Source organism: Neglectibacter sp. X4, assembly GCF_009917365.1.
GTDB lineage: Bacteria > Bacillota > Clostridia > Oscillospirales > Acutalibacteraceae > Acutalibacter.
This window is the reverse complement of the sequence record NZ_QWLE01000003.1, coordinates 32,824-47,823: the sequence shown is the minus strand read 5'-3', so window position 1 is coordinate 47,823 and position 15,000 is coordinate 32,824. Positions and strand designations below refer to the sequence as shown.

Genomic DNA, 15,000 nt, shown 5'->3' with positions numbered 1-15,000 from the left:
GCTGGTAAGGCTTGCCGGAAGGAGGCCTGCCAGGAATTTTTAAAATAGGAAACCAGCGGCGCAAGGAAAGGGGCAGAATCATGCAGAAAAAAGAACTGCTGTACGAAGGCAAGGCAAAAAAGGTCTATAAAACAGAGGATCCGGAGGTTTACATCGTATCCTATAAGGATGACGCCACCGCCTTTAACGGTTTGAAAAAGGGCACAATTGTGGGCAAGGGCGTTGTGAACAACCAGATGTCCAACTTTATGTTCCGTCTGCTGGAAAAGCAGGGAATTCCCACCCACTATGTGGAAGAGCTGGACGAAAGGGAGACTGCGGTAAAGCGGGTAGATATTGTGCCTTTAGAGGTTATTGTCCGCAACAAGGCCGCCGGCAGCCTTTCCAAGCGCCTGGGGCTTGCCGAAGGCACCCAGATGAAAACCGCTGTGCTGGAGTTCAGCTATAAAAATGACGACCTGGGCGATCCCATGGTAAACGATTACCACATTCTGGCTATGGGCCTTGCCACCCGGGAGGAAATCGACCAGATTACCAGCATGAGCCTGAAAATAAACGATTTGATGATAGAATTCTTTCGGTCTGTCAATGTGGATCTCATCGACTTCAAGCTGGAGTTTGGCAAAACCTCTGACGGCACCATTATCCTGGCTGATGAGATTTCCCCCGATACCTGCCGCTTCTGGGACGTGAATACCGGCGAAAAGCTGGACAAGGATAGGTTCCGCCGGGATATGGGCGGCGTGGAAGAGGCTTACGCCGAAATGATGAAGCGCCTGGGGCTGTAAGGCCGTGGAGACTCTGTCTCCACACCTCTGCAACCTTTTAAAAAAAGGTTGACCAAAAATTCCATTGTAATTCCGGGCAGCGGGCCTTTGGCCCGCCCGCCGGAATTACCGTGAAGTTCTTAATCGACTTTCTTTCTAAGAAAGTTGCGGGGGTGGGGCAGCGCCCCACAGCCTTAGAATCCCGGATTTCTAGAATGGAGGAAAGGAAATGGTGGACGCTATGACAGACAAGCAATTCAAGACCATTTTAGAGATGGTAGATATGATTCTGGACGGCTGCAAGGATTTGGAGGAAGCAAAACAAAAGGTGCAAAAGCTTATTGATAACCAGCAAGGGAAAAAAGAGGAATAACAAAACAGCGTTATAAAGGGGAAAAGCTATGTCGAGGGACGTATATGAATCGCCTTTATCCGCAAGATATGCGGGGAAGGAAATGAAATACCTGTTTTCGCCAGACATGAAATTCCGCACCTGGCGCAGGCTGTGGATTGCCCTGGCGGAGGCGGAAATGGAGCTGGGCCTGCCCGTTACCCAGGAGCAGGTGGATGAGCTGAAAAGCCATGCGGAGGACATCAACTACGAGGTGGCACAGGCCCGGGAAAAAGAGGTGCGCCATGACGTGATGAGCCATGTGTACGCCTATGGGCAGCAGTGCCCGAAAGCGGCGGGCATTATCCATCTGGGGGCAACCTCCTGCTATGTGGGAGACAACACCGACATCATTGTGATGACGCAGGCCCTGGAGCTGGTGCGGGACAAGCTGGTGGGCGTGCTGCGGGTGCTGGGGAAATTTGCGGCGGAATATAAAGATTTGCCCACCTTGGCTTTCACCCACTTCCAGCCTGCCCAGCCCACCACTGTGGGCAAGCGGGCCACTTTGTGGATGCAGGATCTGCTGATGGATCTGGAGGATGTGGAGTATCAGCTTTCTAAGGCAAAGCTGCTGGGCAGCAAGGGCACCACAGGCACCCAGGCAAGCTTTTTAGAACTTTTTGAGGGGGATCATGAAAAGGTAAAGGAGCTTGACAGGAAAATTGCGGAGAAGCTGGGATATCAGGCCTGCTTCCCGGTTTCCGGGCAGACCTACTCCCGAAAGCTGGACAGCCAGATGCTCGCCGTTCTCTCCGGCATTGCCCAGAGCGCGGCGAAATTCTCCAACGACATCCGGCTTTTGCAGCACCTGAAGGAAGTGGAGGAACCCTTTGAAAAAGGACAGATAGGCTCCAGCGCCATGGCCTATAAGCGCAACCCCATGCGCAGCGAGCGCATTGCGTCCCTGGCCCGGTATGTGATAGCCGACGCGGTGAACCCGGCCATGACCATGGCGGCCCAGTGGTTTGAGCGCACTTTGGACGATTCCGCCAACAAGCGCATCAGCGTGCCCGAAGCTTTCCTGGCTGTGGACGGGATCCTGAACCTGTATGGCAACGTGGCGGACGGCCTGGTGGTGTATCCCAAGGTGATTGAGCAGCACATGCTGCGGGAGCTGCCCTTTATGGCTACGGAGAATATTATGATGGACGCGGTAAAGCGGGGCGGCAACCGGCAGGAGCTGCACGAGCGCATCCGGATACACTCTATGGAGGCGGCCAAGGTGGTGAAGGAACAGGGGGGCGAAAACGATTTGCTGGCACGCATTGCCGCAGACCCTGTTTTCGGCGTGACCCTTTCCGAACTCCAGGATATTTTGCAGCCCGCAAAATATGTGGGCCGGGCGCCAAGGCAGACAGAGGAATTCCTGCAGGAGACAGTGGCCCCGGTGCTGGAAAAATACAGCGGCATAAAGGGCGAAACGGCGGAAATCAACGTATAGACGCCTGCATGGGGGCAGAACCCATGGCATAGATATTGAATACAAAAGGCGGGGCAGTTCCCTGCCTGCCCCTGGCCTTGGACTTCCCGGGCCGGGGGAGAAAGGAAAGAGACAACTATGGTTAAGGCAATTGTGGGCGCCTGCTGGGGCGACGAGGGCAAGGGCAAGATTACGGACGTGCTGGCGGAAAATTCTGACATTGTGGTGCGCTTCCAGGGTGGATCCAACGCTGGGCACACCATTATCAACGAATACGGCAGGTTTGCCCTGCACCAGCTTCCTTCCGGGGTGTTCCGGCAGAACATTTTAAATATTATCGGCAACGGCGTGGCCCTTTGCGTGGAAAATCTGGTAAACGAGCTGCAGTATATCCGGGACGGAGGCGTGCCAGAGCCTAAAATCGCCATTTCCAACCGCTGCCAGGTGCTGATGCCTTACCACCGGGAGCTGGACAGCCTGGAGGAGGCAAGGCTGGCGGATAAGGCGTTCGGTTCCACCAAGTCTGGCATTGCGCCCTTCTATTCCGACAAATATGCGAAAATCGGCTTCCAGATAAGCGATCTGTATGATGACAAGGACGCTTTGTATGAGCGCATTGACCACGTGCTGGATTTGAAAAACGTGCTGTACACCCAGCTTTACCATCAGCAGCCTTTGAACCGGGACGAAATCTATGAAAAGCTCATGGAGTATAAGGAAATTCTCACGCCTTATGTGGTGGATACCACTGCCCTGCTGCATGACGCGGTGAAGGCGGGCAAGACTATTCTTCTGGAGGGCCAGCTTGGCTCTTTGCGCGACCCGGATATGGGCATCTATCCCATGACCACCTCCTCCTCGCCTTTGGCAGGCTATGGCGCTGTGGGCGCAGGCGGTATCCCGCCCTATGCCATTGAGAAAATCTATACCGTTGTGAAGGCATATTCCAGTGCTGTGGGCGCGGGGGAATTTGTGGCGGAGATTTTCGGGGACGAAGCCGAGGAACTGCGCCGCCATGGCGGAGATAAGGGCGAATATGGCGCCACCACCGGGCGGCCCCGGCAGGTGGGCTGGCTTGACCTGGTGGCCGCCCGCTATGGCTGCATGGTGCAGGGGGCTACAGACGTGGCCTTTACCGTACTGGACGCGTTGGGATACCTGAAGGAAATCCCGGTGTGCGTGGGCTATGAGATGGACGGCAAGCGCATTGACACCTTCCCGCCTACAGCCCAGCTTAAAAAATGCAAGCCCATCTTAGAAGTGCTGCCCGGCTGGCACTGCGACATCGGGGGCATTAAGAAGTATGAGGATCTGCCGGAGAATGCCCGGCGGTATGTAGAGTTTGCGGAGAAGCACATCGGGGTGCCTATCACCATGGTGTCAAACGGGCCTTCCCGGGATGACATGATTTACCGGAAGCCGTAATATAGACAGGTAAAATCTAACAAGCAGTACCGGCCCTTAGGGCCGGAAACAGGATGTGGGGCGTAGAGGCCCCACATTCCTTTCAACTCAGGCGATGAAAGGAGAGCGATGCATATGTGCGGCATAGTGGGCTATATCGGAGGGGAACAGGCGGCGCCTTTTTTGCTCAGCGGCCTGCAAAAGCTGGAATACCGGGGGTATGACTCAGCCGGGGTGGCTGTGTATAACGGCACAGGGCTTCACGTCGTGAAATCCAAGGGCAGGCTCAGCGTGCTGGACGGCATACTCCAGGGCGGGGAAAAGCTTCCCGGCGTGGTAGGCATTGGGCACACAAGGTGGGCCACCCATGGCGCCCCTTCAGATGTGAATTCCCATCCCCAGGTAAGTGATGGGGGAAAGTTCGCTGTGGTGCACAACGGCATCATCGAAAATTACCTGGAACTGAAAAACCATCTGCTGCGCCGGGGCATTGAATTTGTCTCCGACACAGATACAGAGGTGGTGGCCCAGCTTCTGGAATATTACTACAGGGGAGATGTGCTGGAGGCTATCAGCCGGGTGACAGCCCGGGTGGAGGGCAGCTATGCTCTGGGCATCATCTGCGCCGACTGCCCGGAAAAGGTGTTCGCTGTGCGCAAGGACAGCCCCCTGATCGTGGGCCTGGGCCAGGGGGAAAACTTCATCGCTTCCGATATCCCCGCCATCCTGTCCAAAACCAGGGACATCTGCCGCCTGTACGACAGGGAAATCGCAGTGCTGGAAAAGGACGGGGTGCAGTTTTTCAACTCGGACATGGAGCTTGTGGAGAAGCCTGTAGAAAGGGTGCAGTGGGACGTGGCTGCCGCTGAAAAGGGCGGCTATGAGCACTTTATGATGAAAGAGATCTGCGAGCAGCCAGAGGCCTTGCGCAAAACCATCTCCCCTCGGATACGGGAAGGGAAAATTGTGCTGGACGACATGAGGCTGACAAGGGGGCAGATCGAAAAGATAAACAAGGTGTTTATCGTGGCCTGCGGCACCTCCTACCATGTGGGCGTGGTGGCAAAGTATGCCTTTGAGAAGCTTTTGAAGGTGCCCATGGAGGTGGATGTGGCTTCTGAGTTCCGCTACCGCGACCCCATTTTGGACGAGAATACGCTGGTGATTATCATCAGCCAGTCCGGGGAGACGGCGGACACCCTTGCCGCTTTGCGGGAAGCGAAGAAGCGGGGGGCCAGGGTGCTTTCCATTGTGAACGTGGTGGGCAGCACCATCGCCAATGAATCAGATGACGTGCTGTACACCTGGGCCGGGCCGGAAATCGCTGTGGCCTCCACCAAGGCTTACAGCACCCAGCTTGCGGTGATTTACCTTATCGTGCTGTATATGGCCCAGGAACTGGGTCATACCCCCCAAGCGGAGATGGAGGCCTACCTGGAGGACTTGCAGCGCCTGCCGGACTTGGCGGCGGCCTGCCTTGCCGATAAAAAGACCATCCAGTATTTTGCCTCCAAATATTTTAACGCCCGGGATATGTACTTTATCGGGCGCAACGTGGATTATGCCGCTTCCCTGGAAGCGTCCCTGAAATTAAAGGAAATTTCCTATATCCACTCGGAAGCCTACACAGGGGGAGAGCTGAAGCACGGCCCCATTTCCCTGCTGGAGGACGGCACGCTGGTGATTGCCATCTGCACCTACGGCAGGCTGTTTGACAAGATGATGTCCAATGTCCGGGAGGTGAAGGCCAGAGGCGCGGTGGTGCTGGGCATTACCACCAGGGACAAGGAGGAAAGCCTTTCCCAGCAGACGGACTACCAGTTCTGCATCCCGAAGATTACGGACTTCATGCTGCCCTCCCTGTCCATCATCCCCCTGCAGCTTTTCGCCTATTATGTGGCTTCCATGAAGGGCTGCGATATCGACAAGCCCCGGAATCTGGCGAAGTCAGTGACGGTGGAATAGCGGCGCGGGAAGGAAAAGGCTATGAAAAAGCCATACGAAAACACAGTTGGCACAAGCCCCGCCCGGATGAGGGGCATGGCGCGGGGTCAGCAGGCATACTCTAATAGGCCGGCGGGACAGAAGAGAGAAATGAAAAACAGGAAAAAGCGGGCCGTTATGGTGCTTTTTCCCCTGCTGGCTCTGGTTTTGGAACTGCTGCCCTGCGGGGTAGTGCTGTGGTTCGGCAACCTCCAGAATGGGGCGGTGGAAATGGAACGGAGCACGTATTCCTACTTTGCCCCCGGCCCCATTGGCTATGCGAATTTCGGGCCGCTCATCACGGCATGGGCAACGGTTTTATTGCTGGCGGTTTCCTGCGTGTACTGGTTTAAAGGCAAGGGGAGATGGAGCATTGCCGCCCTTTCCATGGGGTCAGCGGCCCTTTCCCTGCTGCCGCTGCTGATGTTTGGCACAGAGTATTTTTCGGCTGTAGGCGGGCTGATTACCTTGGCGCTGGCGGCGCAGGCGGTTCTGGTCTGGATTGTGGGCAGGAAAAAGTGAAGGTTTTTGAAGGGTTCTTAGGGAAACTTGCCGAAGGCAACGTTTCTTTCCTCAAAAAAGTTTCTCTAAGCAGGATGCAGGACAGAGTCCTGCCAAAAAGGAAGGATGGGAAAAGCATGAGCAAGGCGCATGAGAAGGTAGTGGTGCTGGATTTTGGCGGGCAGTATGCCCAGCTTATCGCCCGGCGGGTGCGGGATCTGCGGGTGTATTGCGAGATACGTTCCTATAAGACAGACCCGGAGGAGCTGCGGGGTTATAAAGGCATTCTGTTTACCGGAGGCCCCAACAGCGTGTATGCTGAGGGTGCGCCCCTGTGCAGCCCGGAAGTGTTTAAACTGGGGGTGCCGGTGCTGGGCATCTGCTATGGTGCCCAGGTGATGGCCCAGGTGCTGGGCGGCAAGGTGGAAGCAAGCGGGGTGCATGAGTTCGGCAAAACCCAGACCTCCTTTGCCCCTGAATCCCCCCTCTTTGCAGGGGTGCCGGAGAGCGTGTGCTGGATGAGCCACAATGACTATATCGCAGAGGTTCCGGCTGGGTTTGCCTCTTCGGCTCACAGTGCCCACTGTCCTGCTGCGGCCATGGAAAGCCTGGGGGAGAAGCTGTTTGCGGTGCAGTTCCACCCGGAGGTGGAGCACACCCAGTTTGGCAATAAAATTTTTGAAAACTTCCTGTATTCCATTTGCGGCTGCAAGGGAGACTGGGAAATGGCCTCCTTTGCCCAAGAAACAGTGGAAGCCCTGAAAAAGCAGATTGGGGACAAGAAGGTGCTGTGCGGCCTTTCCGGCGGCGTGGACTCTTCTGTGGCGGCTATGCTGGTACACAAGGCTATCGGGAAAAACCTCACCTGCATTTTCGTGGATCATGGCCTGCTGCGCAAGGGTGAGGGCGACCTGGTAGAGAAGGTTTTCCAAAAGGAATTTGACATGAACATTATCCGCGTCAACGCCGGGGAGCGGTTCCTCCAGAAGCTGCAGGGCGTCAGCGATCCGGAGAAAAAGCGGAAGATTATTGGGGAGGAATTTATCCGGGTGTTTGAGGAAGAATCCCGGAAGCTGGGCAAAATGGACTTCCTCTGCCAGGGCACTATCTACCCCGACGTGGTGGAGAGCGGCACCGGGGAAGCGGCGGTTATCAAAAGCCACCACAATGTGGGCGGCCTGCCAGAGGACATGGAGTTTGAAGGATTGGTGGAGCCGCTGCGGGATCTCTTTAAGGATGAAGTGCGCCGGGTGGGGATAGAGCTGGGCATCCCGGAGGCACTGGTATGGCGGCAGCCTTTCCCCGGGCCGGGGCTGGCTGTGCGCATTATGGGGGAAATCACCCAGGAAAAAGTGGCGCTCTTGCAGGACGCGGATGCCATCTTCCGGGAGGAAGTGACGAATTTCGGCTTGGAGCGGGACATCAACCAGTATTTTGCGGTGCTCACCGCTAACCGAAGCGTAGGCGTTATGGGTGATGGCCGTACTTACGGGGTGACTGTGGCCCTGCGGGCTGTCACCACCACGGATTTCATGACTGCCGACTGGGCGCACCTTCCTTATGAGCTGCTGGGAAAGGTGTCCAACCGGATTATCAATGAGGTAGAGGGCGTCAACCGGGTGGTGTATGACGTGACAAGCAAGCCGCCTGCTACGATTGAGTGGGAATGAGTTTTTGAAGTCCTGAACCCGTTGCGGCACAACGAATAGACGGTTTTGCGCTCCTCTTTTGATAACGATTTGATAACGCTCCCCATAGGCCGTATCATTCTGTATCCCCGGTGGATTGCAGGTGAAAAGTGTTCCTTTGCGGCTTGTGGGTGACAAAATCCATATTAGAAAGCCCTTACCGATGGCAACGTCGGTAAGGGCTTTTTGCTGTCTATTCCTCTGTCTCCGCCGCCTTGCGCTTTGCCCGGAGTGCGTCAAGCTCATCCCTTGTGCGCTGGGCCTCAACTGCGGGATATGTGTAACGCCAATGGTCGTACTCCTCCCTGGTGATTTCCCCAGCTTCCAGCTTCTTGGCTTCATTGGCCCACCTGGAGAACATTTCAAGCATGGGCTTCTCCGCTGTGGCGATTGCCGACCGGGTAGGCCATGAGAGTATCGAAATCACTTACCGCTACGCCCACCTGTTTCCGTCGAAGCAGACGGAGATGGCGGACAAGCTGGACTTTGAAAGGACGGGAGCATAATGTCGGCTAAGAATTTGGACAATCACAACCGCTGGAGAAACAAGACCGTGGCATTCCGGGTGTCGCCGGAGGAGGACGAACAGCTTGAGATTGCCGTCCGCTTGTCCGGGCTAACCAAGCAGGAGTACATCACCCGGCGGCTACTGAACCAGGACATTGTGGTGCAGGGCAATCCCAGGGTTTACAAGGCCCTGCGTGACCAGCTTGCCGCCGTCCTGGGAGAACTGCGGCGAATTGGGGACGGGGCTGGCGTGGACGGCGAACTGCTGGACACCATTCGGATGATCGCTGCCATCATGAACGGCATGAAGGAGGTTTGATAGATTGATGGATTCCAAAGAGACGAAAAGGACTGTTCCGCTTCCGTCTGTTGGCGCAGACGGGGAACAGCCCAGTTCTCAAACACCTATCGCAAGTATACCAGAGGAAGGGGCTGAAAACAATCCCCCTGAGAAAAATTACCGAGAAATGTTGCGGCAAATGCAGCGTATGAGCGACCCTGCCTATCTCCCTACCGTTTCCATGAATGAGCTTTACCAGAATGTCTACCAGAGCAGATCGCCCGTCATTGACGGTCTGCTCTACCCTGGGACCTACCTCTTTGCAGGTGCGCCCAAAGTGGGCAAATCCTTCCTGATGGCTCAGCTTGCCTACCACGTCAGCACTGGCCTCCCTCTATGGGACTATCCTGCTCACAAGGGAACTGTCCTCTATCTGGCTCTGGAGGACGATCACCGCCGCTTGCAGGAACGCCTTTACCGGATGTTCGGCACGGAGGGCGCCAATGACCTTCTCTTTGCGATTCATGCCAAGCAGGTCGGCATCGGGCTTGAAGAGCAGCTAAAGCGATTCGTGCAGGAACACCCTGATACCAAGCTGATTATCATTGATACCCTTCAGAAAATCCGAGAGGCTGGCGGGGATAAGTACAGCTATGCCAACGACTATGAGGTAGTGGGAAAGCTGAAACGCCTCGCTGACGATTGCGGTGTCTGCCTCCTGCTGGTACATCATACCCGGAAACAGCAGGCCGATGATAAGTTTGATATGATCTCCGGCACCAACGGCCTGTCGGGGGCAGCGGACGGGGCCTTTCTTCTTCAGAAGGAAAAACGGACGGCTGGCACTGCTACCCTGGATGTGGTGGGACGCGATCAGCAAGACCAACGGTTCTATCTCACCAAGGATAGGGAGCGGCTAACCTGGACGCTTGAGCGGATGGAGGCGGAACAGTGGATAGAGCCGCCCGATCCGGTGCTTGAAGCGGTGGAAGCATTGGTGGTGAGAGATAAGTCATGGAGCGGCACCGCGACTGAATTGGTGACCGCGCTGGGAGTGGATATAAAGCCTAACAAGCTTACCATGCGGCTGAATGTAAACGCTGGAAGGCTACTTAATGAGAACAGCATCAAATATGAGAGTAGTCGTAACCATGACGGACGATTCATTCAACTGATGCTTGTTGAAAAAGCAGGACAGTAAGTTAGTCGGTGGTTTTTGCAGGCTCCAACGTGGGCGACAAAATGGCACTCACGTTGGAGCGGCGTGACGATTGTGACGGTTGTGACGATAGTTTAGACAGTGGGGCTGGTATCGAAAGTATCGTCACCATCGTCACGACCGTCACGGGCAAAGTTTAGGCGGGGTGCAGGGTGCCCTTTTCAAAGGGCGGCCCTGCTGGGGGAGGCAACCGCAGTTGCCGGGGGCAAAGCCCCCATACCCCCTCGGAGAGCCCACGACACTTTGCAGCCCGCAGGGATGAAAGTGTCATAGTGGGTTATTACACTTCCGCAGAAGTGCCTCCCCGTCCCCCGAAGGGTACCAAATCCGCAAATTCTGGAAAGGAGTACAATGGCAAGAAACGACGGGATTGACCGTACCAGTGTCAGAAACGCAAATCTGACAAGAACACAAATCAGCAATACGCAGCGACACAACGAGAGGGAAAAGGAGTCCTATATCAATCCAGATATTGTGCCGGAGCGAACCGCTTTGAACATTCATTTTAAGAGGCCAACTGGTAGCTATGCGGAAATGTTTGCTCAGATGAAGGCTGAGAAGGTGATCTCCACCAGGGGACTGAAAGATGACGCTTGCCTCTATGGTGAATTGATTTTCGACGTGAACTCAGCTTATTTCGATAACCACGGTGGCTACGATTTTGCAAGACAATTCTACACCGATGCCTACAAAAGTGCAATAGAAATTGTGGGCGGGGAGCAGTTTATCTTATCGGCAGTCATGCACGCCGACGAGCGCAACCGGGCCATGTCGGAGGCACTGGAACGGGATGTATACCACTACCACCTCCATGTTGTTTATATCCCTGTGGTGGAGAAACAGGTGCTGTGGTCAAAGCGGTGTAAAGACAAATCTCTGGTCGGCACAGTTAAGGAGACAATCACTCAGGTGAGCAGCAGTAAAAAGTGGAAGTCCCTCCCGGCAATGGACGATCAAGGAAAACCTATCCTGCAAAAGAACGGCAAGCCGGTGTTACGAAAATCATACAGCGTTCTCCAGGATGATTTTTTCAACGCTATGCGGGCCGCTGGCTATACCGATGTGAAGCGGGGTGAGCGTGGCAGTTCCGAGGAACATCTGACTGTGGCGCAGTTTAAGACGGAACGTGAGCAGGAAAGATTGGCAGTTTTGAAGCGTCAGGTTGAGAAAAAAGAGAAGGCTCTCCAGAAAGTCGAGCAGAAAATCGAAGTCCAAAAAGGAACAGCAGCAACCTTTGCAGAGATCGACAATATGGGCCGTAGGACGCTGATGGGCAAGGTGGAGTTTTCCCAGCAGGAAGCAGAGGATTTGAAACAGCTTGCCCAAAAGGGGGTAGCTGCGGATACCACCATTAGAGACTTGCAGCGCGACCTGAAATCCGCCCGACGGGATGCTCAGATATGGAAACGGCGGTATGAGGAATTGAAAGAGCAGGTAAACGACTTCCTCGTTGCCGTCAAGAAAGCACCAGAGCGGGTGATGTCGTTCATCTCCAAGGTTCTCCAAGCAGAACAGGTGGAGTCGCCCAAGGTGCAGCGGCAACGGAAAAATGCCGTAGAACGGTAATCAGTCAAGAGCCGGGAAATTTTGAAAAAACTGATGGGAGCGTTTCAAGTGAACACAGCTTCGTTGGAACGCTTCCCATCAAAAAATCACATTACTTTTTCAACTCAAGAAGCGAGGAAATATTTCAAAAATAAGGAGGTTTTATGCGAACAGGGCTTACAAAGCGGCAAAAGACAACAGGTATCTTTTTTGATGAGCAGAGCAGCATCATTGAGGTACAGACCCATAACACGGACTTGAAGAAGCGCCTGGGAACATACGCCCAGCAGTACCCCGATCTGTGCAGACAGACCGATGATGATGGGAAGGGAGGGCTGACGTTCGAGATTGAGAAGGGACGGCTTAGTTTCCGACTAACTGCTCCGTACAGCGAGGAACGGCGTAGCAAGGCCAGCGCTTGGGCGAAGGCGCGAGGAATACAGGCGGAGAAATGATTTCTTTATAGAGAATGGTAGGTCTGCTACCATCCTCTATAAAAGTTTTAGCACAAGTTACTCTATATAGTCTCTATCGCTATTTCTTTTGTAGCTTGATATGCCCTGGAAAGTATGGTATACTATAAACATTAATAGACAGGATAGGGGAATTGTATGGATCAGGATGTTTTTATGGCCATTAAAAGGCTTGCAGATAAGTATGCTACAGAACTAAAAAAGCAAGTTGATATAAGGGAAAAAGAAATGGAAGATGACGACACTTCTCATTATCTTTTATATCGTGTACTTGGTGTTACAAATGATGAGGGGCATTTAATTGACCTTTATCAAAACAAGGGGCGGTTTTTATATAAATACGCTGGTGCATTTTTAGAAGAAGCGGCTATTACCTGCATCAAGCATAAGTTTCCTGATTCTGCAAAAGTGAAAATACCCAATACATTAGGAAATCGCCCCAAAACATTTGAAATTGATTGCTTAGTTGGAAATGCTGCTCACGAAATCAAATGGAGAGATGCAACTACAGATGGCGATCATATAACAAAAGAACATACACGGGTGAAGGTTATTCGAGAAAAGGGTTATACCCCAGTGAGAGTAATGTTTTACTATCCACAACGTACTCAAGCAATAAGGATTCAAGAAACACTTGAAACATTGTATCAAGGGATAGGTGGAAAGTATTTTTATGGGGATAGTGCATGGCAGTATATCCATGAACTAACTGGTATTGACCTGCTTGAAATCCTTGAAAAGATTGCGATTTCTAGGGAGCAATGATAATACTATGCTAATCCATGATGATTGTTTGAATGGTATAAAAACCTTGGCAAAAGAAACTGTGGATATGATTTACTTAGATCCACCTTTCTTTACGCAGAAACACCAAATGTCTCGGGGTTCCAATGGAAATGTTTACGGTTTTTCTGACGTCTGGGATTCACGTCAATCTTATTTATTATTTCTTAAAGAGCGACTTTCAGAAATGCACCGAGTTTTGAAAGATACAGGTTCTATCTTTTTGCACTGCGATACTTCTTCTTCCCATTATATTAGGATATTACTAGACGAGATATTTGGAGAAGATAATTTTAGAAGTGAAATCATTTGGACATACAAACGCTGGTCAAATTCGAAAAAGGGACTATTAGCAGGACATCAAACAATTTTTTTCTATTCAAAGTCTCCAAATTTTAAGTTTAATGTTATTTATGGAGAATATTCACCCACCACGAATCTGGATCAGATACTACAGGAAAGAGAGCGAAATGCAGTGGGCAAGGCCAGTTATAAGAGAGATAAAAGTGGAAATATCGTTATGGCTAAGGAGAAACGAGGGGTTCCCATGTCCGATGTATGGGATATTCCTTTCCTAAATCCAAAAGCGAGAGAGCGTGTCGGGTATCCAACCCAAAAACCTGTTGAACTTCTCCAAAGAATCCTTCGCATAAGCACAGATGAAGGTGATTTGATTTTAGACCCTTTTTGTGGCAGTGGTACTACTTTAGTTGCCGCAAAGCTGATGTTGCGTAATTTTATCGGAATTGATGTAAATACAGATGCAATTAAGTTGTGCCAAGAGAGACTTTCTAATCCAATCAAAACAGAATCCACATTGTTAAAGGTTGGAGTAATCCCATATCAAACAAAAACAACAGCTGAACTTGCAATTCTGAGCCAGTTTGAATGTGATATCGTTCAACGTAACAAAGGAATAGATGCGTTTTTGAAAAAGCATTATTTAGATGCTCCAGTTGCAATTAAAATACAGAAGGTAAATGAAACACCAGAACAGGCAATAAGGCTACTTAGCGACGCAGGGGCAAAAAGAAATTGTAGTTTTTTGGTGCTTATTTTACAAAAAGCAACAGGTACAAATGAGTTGAAAAATGTACCTTCTAATATGATTATCCTAAAAAGCTACGAATTGGAATTTCGGCAAAAGGTTAATGACTACATTGTAGAGATGTGTAGCCAACGAGTTATAGGCCACATGTGAGAAAGGAGCCCGAACATGAAACGTGATGTTTTTGATCTCCCAGAGTCTCTTTATGAATTTGCACAAATCGCTGATTTTTATGGCGTGATTGAAGACTTAGCAAATTTAGTAGAAGACGAAGATTGGAATTATCATAATACACTCGGAACAACGACTGATTTTCCAATATTAGAAAATTATATTCGGAACACATACATTCGATTGGCTCGCGAGAAAAAAGTCGCATATTCTAGCGATTTTGGGTTCTGTTGTTTTGATACAGGTCTACTCTCTAAGGTGCAACATGAACCTATATATATGCAGTTTTGCGAAAATACAAATCCAAATATAGATTGCTATTGGTACTTTTCAAAATTTTTCCGAAGAGGTGATAATGAAGTTCGCCGCTACCCTAAGTTACCCGAAATGGCGTTTTATTGGGAAGACCCAACAAAGCTTATTTTTGATCCGAGAAAAGAGTTGATTGTAAATGTCGAACATATTATCCAAGATAATAAGGCACGATTTCCAAATCCCTTTTCAACAATGCCGGATTATCAATTGCAATTAATTATTGATGGTAGTGTAAAGGCTGCTAGAGAAAGGCTGCGCCGTAACTATAAAATTGCAGTTCCACAGTATTTTATAACTTCTGGAACTATTCAATTATTGATTCCATTATGTTTAGCTGCACAAGATACAGCTGACTTGGCAATAATTGTGGAAGATTATGGAACAATGTATCGTGCATCAACTTGCTTAACTCTTGATCAGGCAATGAACAACGCTCGCTTGTTAGCTCGTCCTGACCGTGATTGGCTCAATCCATAATTTTAGTACTGGCAACAGAAAATCA

The 15,000-nt window shown here is 51.4% G+C and carries 15 protein-coding genes and 1 pseudogene; 15 read left to right on the top strand and 1 reads right to left on the bottom strand.

Annotated elements, in window-relative coordinates; all coding sequences use genetic code 11:
- Positions 1 to 80: 80 nt before the first annotated feature.
- The 7 genes from purC (at position 81) to guaA (ending at position 8,139) form a co-directional block, all read left to right on the top strand.
- Positions 81 to 788, top strand: a complete 708-nt coding sequence (gene purC / locus D1841_RS03310) for a phosphoribosylaminoimidazolesuccinocarboxamide synthase (RefSeq protein WP_160641970.1) — start codon at positions 81 to 83, stop codon at positions 786 to 788.
- Between the two features lie 208 nt (positions 789 to 996).
- A complete protein-coding gene (locus tag D1841_RS03305; protein ID WP_160641969.1) occupies positions 997 to 1,140 on the top strand; it encodes a hypothetical protein in 144 nt (47 codons plus the stop codon).
- A gap of 28 nt (positions 1,141 to 1,168) precedes the next feature.
- The gene (gene purB / locus D1841_RS03300) at positions 1,169 to 2,602 is read left to right on the top strand and encodes an adenylosuccinate lyase (RefSeq protein WP_160641968.1); all 1,434 of its coding nucleotides are present in this window, start codon (positions 1,169 to 1,171) and stop codon (positions 2,600 to 2,602) included.
- A 117-nt stretch (positions 2,603 to 2,719) separates the two neighbouring features.
- Positions 2,720 to 4,006: an adenylosuccinate synthase gene (locus D1841_RS03295; protein ID WP_160641967.1), complete on the top strand. Its 1,287-nt coding sequence runs from the start codon at positions 2,720 to 2,722 to the stop codon at positions 4,004 to 4,006.
- 114 nt (positions 4,007 to 4,120) lie between these two features.
- Positions 4,121 to 5,950, top strand: a complete 1,830-nt coding sequence (gene glmS / locus D1841_RS03290; RefSeq protein WP_160641966.1) for a glutamine--fructose-6-phosphate transaminase (isomerizing) — start codon at positions 4,121 to 4,123, stop codon at positions 5,948 to 5,950.
- Between the two features lie 129 nt (positions 5,951 to 6,079).
- Complete coding sequence (locus tag D1841_RS03285; protein WP_161879881.1) at positions 6,080 to 6,490, top strand: hypothetical protein; 411 nt, start codon at positions 6,080 to 6,082, stop codon at positions 6,488 to 6,490.
- Between the two features lie 116 nt (positions 6,491 to 6,606).
- The gene (guaA, locus tag D1841_RS03280; RefSeq protein WP_160641964.1) at positions 6,607 to 8,139 is read left to right on the top strand and encodes a glutamine-hydrolyzing GMP synthase; all 1,533 of its coding nucleotides are present in this window, start codon (positions 6,607 to 6,609) and stop codon (positions 8,137 to 8,139) included.
- Positions 8,140 to 8,350: 211 nt separating this feature from the next.
- Here the strand turns inward: guaA and D1841_RS18665 are convergent, their stop codons facing one another.
- Positions 8,351 to 8,527, bottom strand: a complete 177-nt coding sequence (locus D1841_RS18665; RefSeq protein WP_202622552.1) for a hypothetical protein — start codon at positions 8,525 to 8,527, stop codon at positions 8,351 to 8,353.
- On the opposite strand from D1841_RS18665, the pseudogene D1841_RS03270 reads away from it, so the two are divergent.
- The 8 genes and pseudogenes from D1841_RS03270 to D1841_RS03235 all read left to right on the top strand — a co-directional run.
- A pseudogene (locus D1841_RS03270) lies at positions 8,523 to 8,663 on the top strand (site-specific integrase); the annotation flags it as partial. The gene D1841_RS18665 and the pseudogene D1841_RS03270 sit on opposite strands and share 5 nt — an antisense overlap.
- A complete protein-coding gene (locus D1841_RS03265) occupies positions 8,663 to 8,983 on the top strand; it encodes a hypothetical protein (RefSeq protein ID WP_160641963.1) in 321 nt (106 codons plus the stop codon). The pseudogene D1841_RS03270 and the gene D1841_RS03265, both read left to right, overlap by 1 nt.
- Positions 8,984 to 8,990: 7 nt before the next feature.
- Positions 8,991 to 10,145 carry a helicase RepA family protein gene (locus D1841_RS03260; protein WP_160642094.1) on the top strand — a complete coding sequence of 385 codons (1,155 nt, stop codon included), beginning with the start codon at positions 8,991 to 8,993 and terminating at the stop codon, positions 10,143 to 10,145.
- A 369-nt stretch (positions 10,146 to 10,514) separates the two neighbouring features.
- A complete protein-coding gene (locus D1841_RS03255) occupies positions 10,515 to 11,729 on the top strand; it encodes a plasmid recombination protein (RefSeq protein WP_160641962.1) in 1,215 nt (404 codons plus the stop codon).
- 143 nt (positions 11,730 to 11,872) lie between these two features.
- A complete protein-coding gene (locus D1841_RS03250; RefSeq protein WP_160641961.1) occupies positions 11,873 to 12,163 on the top strand; it encodes a hypothetical protein in 291 nt (96 codons plus the stop codon).
- Between the two features lie 156 nt (positions 12,164 to 12,319).
- A complete protein-coding gene (locus D1841_RS03245) occupies positions 12,320 to 12,946 on the top strand; it encodes an ApaLI family restriction endonuclease (RefSeq protein ID WP_160641960.1) in 627 nt (208 codons plus the stop codon).
- Between the two features lie 7 nt (positions 12,947 to 12,953).
- Positions 12,954 to 14,165, top strand: a complete 1,212-nt coding sequence (locus D1841_RS03240) for a site-specific DNA-methyltransferase (RefSeq protein ID WP_160641959.1) — start codon at positions 12,954 to 12,956, stop codon at positions 14,163 to 14,165.
- A gap of 15 nt (positions 14,166 to 14,180) precedes the next feature.
- Complete coding sequence (locus tag D1841_RS03235) at positions 14,181 to 14,975, top strand: DUF3825 domain-containing protein (RefSeq protein WP_160641958.1); 795 nt, start codon at positions 14,181 to 14,183, stop codon at positions 14,973 to 14,975.
- Positions 14,976 to 15,000: the final 25 nt, after the last annotated feature.